Genomic DNA, 12,248 nt, shown 5'->3' on the forward strand with positions numbered 1-12,248 from the left:
ATATAGATAATGACTAGGAAAAAATTTCTAAAAAGATTGTTGCAGCTTTCTGCTGTTGGAGCCTTACCTTTTTTGTATTCATGGCAGATTGAGCCATTTTGGGTTGAATTTGTACAGCGAAAACTACCCATCAAAAATTTGCCTCAAGAATTAGAAGGTAAAACGTTGATGCAGATTTCAGATTTACATGTGGGAAACAGATTCGACTGGAATTTTCTCATAGAATCTTTCCAAAAAGCGCAAGATTTCAATCCTGATTTTGTGGTTTACACAGGCGATTACGTTAATCATGGAACTCCTGAAGACCACAAAAATTTAGAAAAAGTAATGCAAAATGCCATTTATGGAAGATTAGGAACTTTCGGAATTATGGGAAATCACGACTATGGAAAAAACTGGAAAGACCTGGGTTCATCAGAAGAAATCTGTCGCATTCTGGAAAATAATGGATTGACAATGCTTAAAAACCAACAAACAGAATCTCATGGTTTAAATATTATTGGTTTTGATGATTTGTGGTCGCCCAATTTTGACCCGATGAAAGTGATGAAAGATTACAATCCCGAAAAAGCCAATCTTGTACTTTGTCATAATCCTGATGTTTGCGATAAAGACGTATGGAACGGCTATCAAGGCTGGATTTTGAGCGGGCATACCCATGGCGGACAATGTAGAATCCCAGGTGTGATTACCCCAATTCTTCCCGTAGAAAACAGAAAATATGTTTCAGGAGAGATTGATTTGGAAGATGGAAGAATGTTGTACATCAACCGTGCTTTGGGACATTCTTATCAGGTGCGTTTTATGGTGCGTCCGGAAATTACTGTTTTTACTTTAACTGAGGCTTAAAAATATAATGATGAAAAACGAAAGTATTATTTATTTTGGAAAATGTGTCTTCGGACTTTTTTTCGTATTGGGAAACATCTGCCTTTTTGGATATTTATTAACGAAAGATGATGGTTTTGCAGTTTTCGGTTTCTTACTTCTTATTTATGGAAAAGTTATTAATCTTTTACTAGTCATAATTCTATTAGTTTATGGTTTTTTAATGAAAGATCAATTGAAATATTGCTTAAAGGCAGTCTGTTTTATCTGTTTAAATATTCCGATAGCAATTGCTTATGCAGCAATTGGTTTAAATCTAAATTTATAATATAGCTATGAAAAAAGTACGCGTTCAATTCCTTCTTTTCGTCTACGACAAAACACAAAAACTCTACAGAAAATATTTCAAAAAGAAAAAAAGACAATGGCAGTTTAATGAAAAACAATTGCTGGAATTTCACAAAGATTCTTTAGGTAGAACATTGGGTGAGTTTTATAGAAAACATGGTTTTACAATGATTCCTAAAATGGAAAACCACGATGTACATCATTTGTTGACAGGTTGTGGAACTAATTTCGAAGATGAAATCGCCATGCAGTTTCTTCTTCTTGGAAACGGAAAACTCAATGCTCATCTCTTGGCAGCCATTATTTTAGGATGCATTATTCTCCCCGAATATTATAAAATGTATACACAAGCTTATAAAAAAGGGAAAAGTATGAGAGCATTTCACCACATCGATTTTGAATCTCTATTGTGGCAGAATTTTGAAAATATTCAGGATTTTTTCAAACAAAAAGAAACCCCGGTTTTATATTAAATTTCCATTAACCATTAACCATTAACCATTAACCATTAACTAACAACCAACAACCAAAAAATGAAAACACATCACTATATATTTCTCAGCACCATCACATTTATCGTTTTGTTTTATAACGAAAATGTAGGATTGAATCTTGGTATTTTAGGCGTTTTATATTCAGTTTTAACGCTTATAAAAACCCCGGAAAGAAACCGCAGCAAAAGTTTCCTGCTACTTTTTGCAACAAGTATTTTGTCGAGCATGGCTTTTGCTTGGTTTGGAGATTTTAGCTCTTTTCTCGCATTGGTAATTTCGCTTTTGCTGCTTTCTTTCCGGTCTAAAAACAGGAGGTTGAAGAGTCTTTTTCTCGTTCCTGTTTTTGTAGTTACACTTTTTACATTTATCTGCAGAGTTTTTAGCTTTAACGAATGGCTTCCGAAAAGCGAAAACTCAGGTTTAGGGAAGAAAATATTTGCTTTTGTTTTTATTCCTTTTGTTTTTGTAGCCATATTTTTCGGAATTTATGCTACCGGAAGCAATCACTTTGCAAGTCTTTTTACCGATTACGAATTAGATATTAATGTTTGGCAGATTTTCTGCCTGGGAGCTTTAGGATTTTTCATTGCTTTCAATTTTTTCAATTTCGTGGTTGAAAAACAAATTTATAAGCAGAATCATTTTTTAGATAACGATTTTAAAAAAGAAGATACCATTCAAAAACAAACATTTTCCTTTCTTGATTTAGATTCTGAGAGAATGGGTGGCGTTATTTCTTTTATCTGTTTAAATGTTTTGTTGATATTCTTTATTATCACCTACAATTACGAACAGTTTTACGAAGCCGTTAAATCTCCCAATCAGCTTTCTGAAGAAACACACGAAAGAGTAAATGCTGTAATTATGTCTATTATAATGGCAATTTTGGTGATTATGTTTTATTTTAAATCTAATTTTAATTTCGATTCTAAAGCTGGTTCTTTGAAAATTTTTGCTAAAATCTGGATTTTTCTGAATGCAGTTTTAGTCCTTTCAGCAATGTTAAAAAATACAGAATACATTACAAGTTACGGTTTTACCTATAAAAGACTTGGGGTTTATGCTTTTCTGCTTCTGTCTTTAATCGGTTTGATTCTTACCTTTTACAAAATACAGTTTAAAAAGAAAAACGCATTTCTGTTCAACTCGATGAGCTGGTGTTTTTATGGAATGGTTTTAGTATGCAGTTTTATTAATTGGGGTGGAATAATCACTTCACAAAATATGAAGCGTCCTGATTTTGCAGTAAATTATCATGTGGTCTCCATCAACTTTAGTGAAAAGTATCTTTTAAAATATGCTGAAGAAAAGAAAGATTTAGCGCTTAAAAAAGAAGTTTTAGAAAATGTGAAAGCTGAAAAATCGCCAACCTTTTTATCTAAAATTCTTTATTACGAAACCATTCAAAAATAAATACGATGAAAAATTCAGTTTTATTAATAAGCCTTTTATTAATTGTATCCTGTAAAAAGGCAGTTTCTTCACAAGAAAAGCAAACGGATTCGGTGATTGTTTCCGAGCAGTCTTCAAATGCTTTAAACTCAGATTCTGCCAAGGTGAAAGTGAATAATGATACTTTAATGAAGCAAAATGTAAAATCAGATACTCTTTTAAATAAACAAAATGGTGAAGCTGTAAAGTTGATTGATGGAGAAAAACTTCCATCTACGTTAGAGTATGAGTTTACAGACAAGATTCAAAAATTAATTGTGAGAATAACAAATTATCATAAAGCGCAATTAAAGGCAACTATTATTCCTGAAAATAACCAGATGAACATCCGTTTTAATCAAATAAAATTAAAAGATGGTCAATATGACGGCCCGTTTGGAAGAGAGATTTCTTATAAAATTTCAGGTAAGGGTGAAGTTTGGCTTATTATTGGGAAAAATCTAATGGCTGATGGTGAAAATACAGGTAGATTTTCTGTAAGAATAGAATAAATTGGTATAGTTTATGCAAATGTAATTTTCAAATTTTTATAGTATGAAAAATATATTTTCATTAGCAATAGCTTCCACAGTGATTTTAACGAGTTGTGGAGCGGTACAGTCGATTGTACAGAATACTTTTCCGTACACAACCAATGTTTTGGTTTCTACGGGAGTTCCTGCAGATAAAGAAGTTTCCTCTACTGCAACTGCATCAAATGTGCAGACTTGGGTAGGCGGAAATAATAATGCACAGATAAAAGATGTAAGAATTTCTGATGCTAAAATCTCTGTAGCTTCACCAAGCGGAGGTAATTTAAGTGCCTTAAAATCTGTGAAAATCTATATTTCTTCCAACGGAACTGGCGAAAAACTAGTAGCGTCAAGGTCGGCTATTGATACCAACTCATCAAGTTTAAATTTAGATTTAAATAATGATACCGGTTTTCTAGATACTGTGGTGAAAAGTTCTGGACTTACAGTGAGAACAGTATATGAACTTAAAAATCAGACCAGCTCTGATATGAATCTGAAAGTAGCGCTAAACTTTAGCAGTGTACCTGTGAGATAATTTTAATTAATAAAAACAAAAAAGCTTTCTTAAATTTTTAAGAAAGCTTTTTTTATACTATGAATTTGTTTACTATTGGATTTTATAAATACTTACATCTGCTTGAATAGCAGTTAAAAGATCTGCCGAAAGTAAAGATTGCCTGTTAATCCCGAACTGAATTTTATCACCTGCTGTAAGATTGTAAATATGACTAATTGTTGTTTGAGTTATACTGACTGTAAGAACTAAAACAACGCTTACTCCGCCAAACCCTCTAGAATCTAAAGCTGTTGCTGTACTAGAGCCAACAGGTGTTCTGTTGATGACAATTCCTGAATTTGTAAGTAGGGAAACACTGGCTCCAGAACCTTCTTTATAATTATAAGTAATGTGATATATACCACTCGATGGAACTGTATAGACGCCGTTGCTCATGCTTGTAGATGGAACCTCTACTGTAGTGGTCGTATTCGCTGTGCTTCCTCCAATATTTAAATTGAGAATTCCCCCACCAACTGTTAATCCTATTGCACTTAAACTGCCGTTGAACTTTGCTGAATAAGCACCATCTCCGGGACCTTGTGCTAGTTTTGACCATGCGCCTACATTTGAAAATGCTGTAGAGTCAAAAATATACAGACCTGTACTTGATATATTTGCTGTTTTAGAGTCTGTTGTTCCCGTTGTAACATCTGTTACATAGACTATAGCTCCGTTTTGAGCAGCTCCATAAGCTGAATTTTTTTGCCTAAGAGAGTCTCTTGAAGTTCTGGGAGGAATAATACCATCTGCATAAGTAAGGTCGGCTTTTTTTTGAACATGCAGTGTCGATTTGGGATTGCTTGTGTTAATACCCACTTGTGCATTGGTATTGTAACCCATTACAAATAGGACTACAATTAGGTAGTAGTTTTTCATGGTAATTTAGTTTTTGGTGTTATAAAGATATATAAAAAATATGCTATATATCCAAAAATAAATAACTTTTAATGTGAATTTTAATAAAATGCCGTATTTATACGGTGTTTTATTTGTTTTTAAGCGGGTTTTGTTACGGATTTTATAGTTATAATCTATTGAGGGGTATTAATTCATTAGAAAGAGACAATTATTGCAGAGGTAGGGATTGCTATTGTTTTGTAATACTGTCCATTATAATAGTGACAGGACCATCATTGGTAAGCGAAACTTTCATATCTACACCAAAAATGCCACTTTCAATTCGTAAGTCTGATTTTGAAAGTGTTTCTTTAAAATATTCAAAAAGAGGAATGGCTTTATCGGGTTTTGCTGCTTTTATAAATGATGGGCGATTGCCTTTTTTGTAATCTGCAATTAAAGTAAACTGGCTGATGCACAAAATTTCCCCATTGATATCTTTAATAGATAAATTGAGCTTGTCGTTTTCATCACTAAAAACTCTGAGGTTTAAAATTTTCTGTACAAGCCAGTCAGCATCTGTTTTTTCATCGTTTTCATCAATTCCAATCAGAAGCATAAAGCCGGTGTTTATTTTGCCTACGATATTTCCGTCTACTTTTACAGAAGCTTCGGAAACTCTTTGAATCACTACTTTCATTAATTATATAAGCTTAAATTTTTTGTAGATGGGTCGTAGTTCCAGAAGTAGGTTTTTGGAGGAAGGGTAGAAACTGCTGTCGGCTGTCCGGTGATTAAAATCCATGTCGCATTATCTTTAGGGCAAAAAATACTGTTGCCGTTTTTTATTTCCAGAGTAGTATTGGTATCGGGACAAAGATGTGGTGCATTTCTGTCATATACTTTAAAAGTAGCCGGATTGTCAACGGTTCTTACAACAATTAATCCTCTTGTTCCAGATTGCTGTTCATCAATATAAATAGGGAGTCCCACAAAGTTAAGATTATTATAAGCCGCAAGATTCAGATTTAGATTTACATTGATTGTTGAAATGGGAAAACAACTCACGGTATCATCGCGGTTACTGCATGAGTTTATATTTAAAAAACTGAATGCCAGTAAGATGAAAATTGATATGATTGAGAAAGTTTTTTTCATTACTATATAAATTTTTATATATTTGTAAAACAATAACGATTAACACACAAAAACATTGTCCGGCAAATGTCGGATAATTTTTTTTATACCAAAACTAAATTTTAAAATTATGGCGAGCTATGTAACTAAGGTAGGATTAGATAAAATGAAAGCTGAGCTGGAGCAATTGGAAAAAATAGAAAGACCAAAAATTACTCAACAGATTGCTGAGGCAAGAGATAAAGGAGATTTGTCGGAAAATGCAGAATATGATGCAGCCAAAGAAGCGCAGGGAATGTTGGAAATGAGAATTTCTAAACTGAAAGATGTTGTTACTACTTCAAAAGTGATTGATGAAACGTTACTTGATACTTCAAAAGTTTCTATCCTTACTACGGTAAGATTGATGAATAACGATACAAACAAAGAACAGACTTTTAAATTGGTTCCAGATAACGAAAGCGATTTGAAAACAGGTAAGATTTCTGTAAATACTCCTATTGCAAAAGGCTTATTAGGAAAAGTAGTGGGAGAAGCGGCTGAGATTGTTCTTCCAAACGGTAATAAATTATCATTTGAAGTGTTAGAAATTACACTTTAGAAAATTTAAAATTTTTAACTTTTATAAAAATGAGTTCAATTTTCACAAAAATAATCAATGGAGAAATTCCTGCTTATAAAATTGCAGAAGACGAAAATTTTGTGGCATTCTTAGATGCTATGCCTTTGGTAAAAGGTCATACACTCGTTGTTCCCAAAAAAGAAGTAGACCTTATTTTTGATTTGGAAACCGAAGAATACAAAAATCTTTGGGCTTTTGCTCAGGAAGTTGCTCAAAAAGTGAAAAATGCAATACCTTGTGTAAGAGTAGGTGTAGCAGTGGTGGGACTAGAGGTTCCCCATGCTCATATACATTTGATTCCGCTAAATAAAGTGGAAGAGATGAATTTTCGAAACGAAAGACTAAAGCTTTCAGCGGAAGAGTACTCTGAAATACAAAATTTAATTATTAATTCTTAACAATTACAGAAGGTCGTAAAAAAGAAATTTTTTACGACCTTCTTTACATAATATATTATATAACAATGAATTCAAACCAATGTTCTTTTTGTGGTAAGAAAAGAAATGAAGTGCAAATGCTGATTTCAGGAAAGGATGGCTTTATTTGCGAAAATTGTATCGAGCAGGCGCATTCTATTGTAAAAGATACCGTTTCGCCAGCCGGATTTTCACCAGCTGAGTCTATGGGGGAGCTTAAAAAGCCAAAAGAAATAAAAGAATTTCTGAATCAGTATGTTATAGGACAAGACCAGGCAAAAAAACAACTTTCAATTGCGGTATATAACCATTACAAAAGATTGTTACATGCAAAAGATGAAAACCGTGAAGTAGAGCTTGAGAAATCAAACATCATCATGATTGGTGAAACAGGAACGGGAAAAACGCTTTTGGCTAAAACAATTGCTAAAGAGCTTAATGTTCCTTTCTGCATTGTTGATGCAACGATTTTAACGGAAGCGGGTTATGTAGGGGAAGATGTAGAAAGTATTCTTTCGAGACTTTTAATGGTTGCCGATTACGATGTAGAAAAAGCGGAAAAAGGAATTGTTTTTATTGATGAAATTGATAAAATTGCCAGAAAATCTGATAATCCAAGTATTACGAGAGACGTTTCTGGTGAAGGTGTACAGCAAGGCTTATTGAAACTTTTGGAGGGGAGTATTGTAAATGTTCCGCCACAAGGGGGGAGAAAACATCCTGACCAAAAATATATTCAGGTAAATACTCAGAATATTTTATTTATTGCAGGGGGAGCTTTTGACGGTATTAAAGAAATTATCGAAAGAAGAATGAATAAGCAAGCCATTGGTTTCAGTGCTGAAAAAATTAAAAAAGTAGAAGAAGATGAGTATATTTTAACAAATATTAATGCTATCGACCTTCGTTCATTTGGATTAATTCCTGAGCTTTTAGGAAGGTTCCCAATCATTACTTATCTTGAAAAATTGACCAAAGAGACGATGATTAGAATTATGAAAGAACCTAAAAACTCTATTGTAAATCAGTTTGTGGAGCTTTTTAAAATGGACGGTACAAAATTGGTGTTTACTGATGAGGCTATAGAGATTATTGTTGATGCGACCATGGAGAAGGGGTTGGGCGCTAGAGGTTTACGAGGAACTACAGAAAAAGTCTTAGAAGACTACATGTTTACCGTGGGTGAGCATGATGAGATTATTCTTACAAAAGATAATATTTTGATTCTTAAGTGATTTTGTGTTTTTTTTAGAAAAAATTTATATCTTTACACTGAATATTTTTTTTGACACAAAAAAACAGTATACAATGAAAAAAAGTTTATTAACTATCGGAATTTTAGCAACCGGTTTATCTGTTCAGGCGCAGACTATTCTACTTCATGTAGATGATACCGCTAAAATGTATGTAAGTAATGGTGCTCTCGTTTACAACGGGGGAGGAGTACAGACCAGAGGCAATGGTAACATTGATCTACATGGTAATATGATGGTTGTAGGAAGTAATGCGACTGATGTTTTCAGGACAATTGATACCAATGTAACACCTGGTCTCAAAACGACTGGTGCAAATATTATTTTACGATTAAATTCCCCTGCGATAGCAACTTATGCAAATTCTACCTATGGACAATTGTACATAACGAATTTGGCGCAAGATAAAATTACAGGTATTGTAGATAAGGAATATAAAGCTGTTAACCAAGGAAGTTTTCAGCAAATGGCATTGCCTTTTTCTAATAAGACCATTTTATCTTTATCACAAGATTTATTACAGGCTTCTAATTTTACAGGTAACAGATCTACTTCGTCTTTAGCATATTGGGATAATGCAAAGACCGTAATGAGAATTGTTAATCCTGCTACCTCTACGGATTTAGGAAACTCAACCGTACTGTATGGCCCAACTACTTATTTCGCAGTAGGAACTAGTGGATGGAATCCTACTCCTGCAAATTCAGGTGTTCTTACTTTAAAAGGAATTCCTTTTTCAGATGCTGTAGCTTCTACAAGTAGTGTAAATCTTGCAAATGGAGGTTTAGGAATTAATTATGGAAGTTCGGGGCAAAACCTTAATGTTTTTGGTGAAAGATATTACTCTTATATTAATGACCCATTTGATACAAGCTGGACCACTAATTATGGAAAAGAACTTTATCAGTATGGAAATCCTTTTTTAACCAATATTGATTTAAGCTGGATTGGTGCAGATGTAAATGAACCAGGAGCAACAACAGATGGTAATCGACTTCCGATTAAAGGGATTAGATTCTCACAAGAAGGTGTAAATTATACTGCCTCAGGAGGAACAACAACGTCCACCAATAGAACCGTAACATTTAGCCGTAATACTTCTACAGGTGCTACTATTCCTGCAGGTGATGTGAATAGCTTAGTGATTAAGCCTTTAGGAGTTGTTTATATTAAACTTGATGCCAGTTTAATCACTACATATGCTTCTGCTAATTTAAATAGATCATTAAATTTTAATACGGTAAGACGTTTTTCAAGTACTGCAAGAGCTACGGGATCTTATTCTGTTACAGCTGCAAAGAATAGCCCTTCACCAACGTTGAAGCAATTAGGTGTTATTGCTTTAGATAGTCAGGATAATGAAATTTCTAGAACGTATTATGTAGTTCGTGATAATGCAACGACTGGATATAGCTCAGTGGCTACTTTACAAGCTAATTTAGGATATAATAGTAGCAATGCACCTATCAATGGACCTATTTATACCAATGAAGAGTATATTACTGGTGGGATAGATCCTACTTACGCTTCTCAATATAATTTATATATTAATGAAGCTAATGAGGTAAACTTTTTACATAAAAAAATACCATTAACACTTAACTCTCCTGAGATAAGTAAGCTGAAATTTGAAATTAGAGAAGATGCTGCTTTAATTCCGGCAAACCAATCTGCATTAAGTGCAGGTGAAAGCTTTTGGATAAAGATTAACGGAGCCAACGTTATGCTATCTCAAAATCAGGTTATAAGCGCAGGATCAGTAACTCAAGCAGGTCTTTATTATGGAGAACCTCAGCCTGAAACTGTTTTAGGAACTTCAGATTTAGCTAAAAAGAATGGTACAGTTGTAACTTATGAAAAATCTTCAGATAATTTTGTAGTAATATTTGACAAAAATTGGAAAAATGCAGATATTACAATTTTTGATATGAGCGGCAAATTAATTAACTCGGAAAAAAGAGTTAATACGACATCTAATCATACGTTAAGCATCCCGAAACAATTAAATAATGGTTATTTGATTACAATTAAGGCTGATAACGGGCAAGTATATAACACAAAAGTAATGAGATAAAAAATATTTATGAAAAACAAATTAATTATTCTATTCGCATTGTTTGTATCTCACCTATCTTTGTTTGCTCAAGGGAATTCGGGGCCAATCTTAGGGGGTCCTAATACTCCTCCTGATCCGCAAACTGAATCTGATGGTCCTGGTGCATTCGCTACTTCTCCCATCGATATGTACGTTTATGTATTAGCGATAGTAGCAATTCTGGTAATTGCCTATTTTGCTAAAAGATACAAAACTCAAAAAATATAAAAATAACATTAAAATATTTGAAACTCTCTGATTAATCGGAGAGTTTTTTTATTTTTACATTATGAAAAAGTTATTTGTATTGTCAGGAATGCTGTTTGCATTTTCAATGAACGCACAGTTTTCTGTAAGTATCCAGTCGCAACCGGATTTTAATGAGCAAGAAGCTATTCTATATACATTGAATGGCTCAAAAGATATTATTGTTACCAAAGAAAAAAGTAAAGGAAATACCTGGACTTTTAAATATCCCAAAAATTATTCTGGGATGATGAAAGTTTATTTCCCTAATACCAATAATTCTGTAAGTTTTATTTCTGAAAATAAAAATATAAATATTCAGCTTGATACAAAAGCAAATAAAATTCAGAACATAATTTATCAGGATGAATCAAATGAGTTGATGAATAGCATTCAGGAATCTTCTCAGAAAAAAGAAATTATTCTTCCCGCATTAGTGCAAATTAAAGAATATTATAAAGACAATACAGAGTTTGGGAAAGCGCTAACCAGCGAGATGGGTAGATTGTCTGGAACGAGCAGTATAGACCAGTCAAAACATCCATTTGTGTATTATTATAATACCAATTATAATAAATTCCTTTCAAACAATCCTGCAAAAAAAGTTACGCAAGAGGAAATCGTAAATTTTATAGATAAATCAAATGATATGTTGGAGAGTTCTTCTCTTCTGCGTCCAATTCTGGTGTCGTATCTTAACGTAGGTGGTAATACCAACGTCAATGCTTCAGTAGATACATTGATCAATAAACTGAATGTGGAGACACCGAGAGGTCAAACTGTACTTTCTGAATTGATTGATATTTTTGATGTGTACGATATGAATGAATTTAAAACTAAATATCTTACGCTAGCAAAAGATTTAAAATGTACCATAAATGACCGTTTGGCTTCTACTTTGAAGTCTAATGCTGCTACAGACATTGGAGCTGTTTTTCCGGACTATAAATTCCACGCTGCGGTCAATACCAATGCCAAGTCAATTGCTGAGGTAAAAGCCGATAAAAAAGTGATTGTTTTTTGGTCTTCCACTTGCTCACATTGTGAAAGCGAATTGCCACAGCTTTTAACTAAATATAAAGAACTACAGGCAAAAAATATTCAGATAATCGGGATGTCTTTAGACACGGATAAAAATGCTTATACAACGAAGATTGCTGCATTTCCTTGGATTAATGATTCAGAATTAAGAGGGTGGAACAGTTCTTTTGCTGAAATTTATAATATTCATGCAACACCAACGTATTTTATTTTGGATGCTAACAACAAGATAATCAGCAAGCCTAGCCATGTTGGCGATGTTTTGCAATATTTTAATGTAAAATAATTTTGGAGGTTGCATAATATTTTATATATTTGCACCACCAAAACGGCGAGGTAGCTCAGTTGGTTAGAGCGCAGGATTCATAACCCTGAGGTCACGGGTTCAATTCCCGTCTTCGCTAC

At 33.5% G+C, this 12,248-nt stretch carries 15 protein-coding genes and 1 tRNA gene; 13 read left to right on the forward strand and 3 right to left on the reverse strand.

The window, feature by feature from the left end:
* Positions 1 to 9: 9 nt before the first annotated feature.
* From LO744_RS04025 to LO744_RS04050, 6 genes are read left to right on the forward strand one after another with little or no spacing between them, the layout of a single operon-like run.
* A complete protein-coding gene (locus LO744_RS04025) occupies positions 10 to 849 on the forward strand; it encodes a metallophosphoesterase (RefSeq protein WP_230667291.1) in 840 nt (279 codons plus the stop codon).
* Between the two features lie 10 nt (positions 850 to 859).
* Complete coding sequence (locus LO744_RS04030) at positions 860 to 1,156, forward strand: hypothetical protein (protein WP_230667292.1); 297 nt, start codon at positions 860 to 862, stop codon at positions 1,154 to 1,156.
* A gap of 7 nt (positions 1,157 to 1,163) precedes the next feature.
* Complete coding sequence (locus LO744_RS04035) at positions 1,164 to 1,649, forward strand: ubiquinone biosynthesis protein COQ4 (protein ID WP_230667293.1); 486 nt, start codon at positions 1,164 to 1,166, stop codon at positions 1,647 to 1,649.
* 60 nt (positions 1,650 to 1,709) lie between these two features.
* On the forward strand, positions 1,710 to 3,083 hold the full coding sequence (locus LO744_RS04040) for a DUF4153 domain-containing protein (RefSeq protein WP_230667294.1): 1,374 nt from the start codon (positions 1,710 to 1,712) through the stop codon (positions 3,081 to 3,083).
* A 5-nt stretch (positions 3,084 to 3,088) separates the two neighbouring features.
* On the forward strand, positions 3,089 to 3,613 hold the full coding sequence (locus LO744_RS04045) for a hypothetical protein (protein ID WP_230667295.1): 525 nt from the start codon (positions 3,089 to 3,091) through the stop codon (positions 3,611 to 3,613).
* A gap of 43 nt (positions 3,614 to 3,656) precedes the next feature.
* A complete protein-coding gene (locus LO744_RS04050) occupies positions 3,657 to 4,172 on the forward strand; it encodes a hypothetical protein (RefSeq protein WP_230667296.1) in 516 nt (171 codons plus the stop codon).
* A 72-nt stretch (positions 4,173 to 4,244) separates the two neighbouring features.
* Here the strand turns inward: LO744_RS04050 and LO744_RS04055 are convergent, their stop codons facing one another.
* The 3 genes from LO744_RS04055 to LO744_RS04065 all read right to left on the reverse strand — a co-directional run bounded on the left by LO744_RS04055 (position 4,245) and on the right by LO744_RS04065 (position 6,191).
* Positions 4,245 to 5,072, reverse strand: a complete 828-nt coding sequence (locus LO744_RS04055) for a hypothetical protein (RefSeq protein ID WP_230667297.1) — start codon at positions 5,070 to 5,072, stop codon at positions 4,245 to 4,247.
* A 211-nt stretch (positions 5,073 to 5,283) separates the two neighbouring features.
* Positions 5,284 to 5,733, reverse strand: a complete 450-nt coding sequence (dtd, locus tag LO744_RS04060) for a D-aminoacyl-tRNA deacylase (RefSeq protein WP_230667299.1) — start codon at positions 5,731 to 5,733, stop codon at positions 5,284 to 5,286.
* Positions 5,733 to 6,191, reverse strand: a complete 459-nt coding sequence (locus LO744_RS04065) for a hypothetical protein (protein ID WP_230667300.1) — start codon at positions 6,189 to 6,191, stop codon at positions 5,733 to 5,735. The genes dtd and LO744_RS04065 overlap by 1 nt, the downstream gene beginning before the upstream one ends.
* 109 nt (positions 6,192 to 6,300) lie before the next feature.
* Here LO744_RS04065 and greA point away from each other — a divergent pair, with 109 nt between their 5' ends.
* The 7 genes from greA to LO744_RS04100 all read left to right on the forward strand — a co-directional run bounded on the left by greA (position 6,301) and on the right by LO744_RS04100 (position 12,247).
* Entirely contained in the window at positions 6,301 to 6,771 is a 471-nt protein-coding gene (greA, locus tag LO744_RS04070; protein ID WP_230667302.1) for a transcription elongation factor GreA, read from the forward strand.
* A 29-nt stretch (positions 6,772 to 6,800) separates the two neighbouring features.
* Positions 6,801 to 7,190 (forward strand): HIT family protein, encoded by a 390-nt coding sequence (locus tag LO744_RS04075; protein ID WP_230667303.1) that lies wholly within the window; start codon positions 6,801 to 6,803, stop codon positions 7,188 to 7,190.
* A gap of 65 nt (positions 7,191 to 7,255) precedes the next feature.
* Entirely contained in the window at positions 7,256 to 8,443 is a 1,188-nt protein-coding gene (gene clpX, locus LO744_RS04080; RefSeq protein ID WP_230667305.1) for an ATP-dependent Clp protease ATP-binding subunit ClpX, read from the forward strand.
* A 73-nt stretch (positions 8,444 to 8,516) separates the two neighbouring features.
* Entirely contained in the window at positions 8,517 to 10,535 is a 2,019-nt protein-coding gene (locus LO744_RS04085) for a T9SS type A sorting domain-containing protein (protein WP_230667306.1), read from the forward strand.
* A 9-nt stretch (positions 10,536 to 10,544) separates the two neighbouring features.
* Positions 10,545 to 10,784: a signal peptidase gene (locus LO744_RS04090; RefSeq protein ID WP_230667307.1), complete on the forward strand. Its 240-nt coding sequence runs from the start codon at positions 10,545 to 10,547 to the stop codon at positions 10,782 to 10,784.
* A 61-nt stretch (positions 10,785 to 10,845) separates the two neighbouring features.
* Positions 10,846 to 12,129, forward strand: a complete 1,284-nt coding sequence (locus LO744_RS04095) for a TlpA family protein disulfide reductase (RefSeq protein WP_230667309.1) — start codon at positions 10,846 to 10,848, stop codon at positions 12,127 to 12,129.
* A gap of 44 nt (positions 12,130 to 12,173) precedes the next feature.
* Positions 12,174 to 12,247, forward strand: a tRNA-Met gene (locus LO744_RS04100).
* Position 12,248: the final 1 nt, after the last annotated feature.

It is taken from the genome of Chryseobacterium turcicum (genome assembly GCF_021010565.1).
In the GTDB taxonomy this organism is placed as follows: domain Bacteria; phylum Bacteroidota; class Bacteroidia; order Flavobacteriales; family Weeksellaceae; genus Chryseobacterium; species Chryseobacterium turcicum.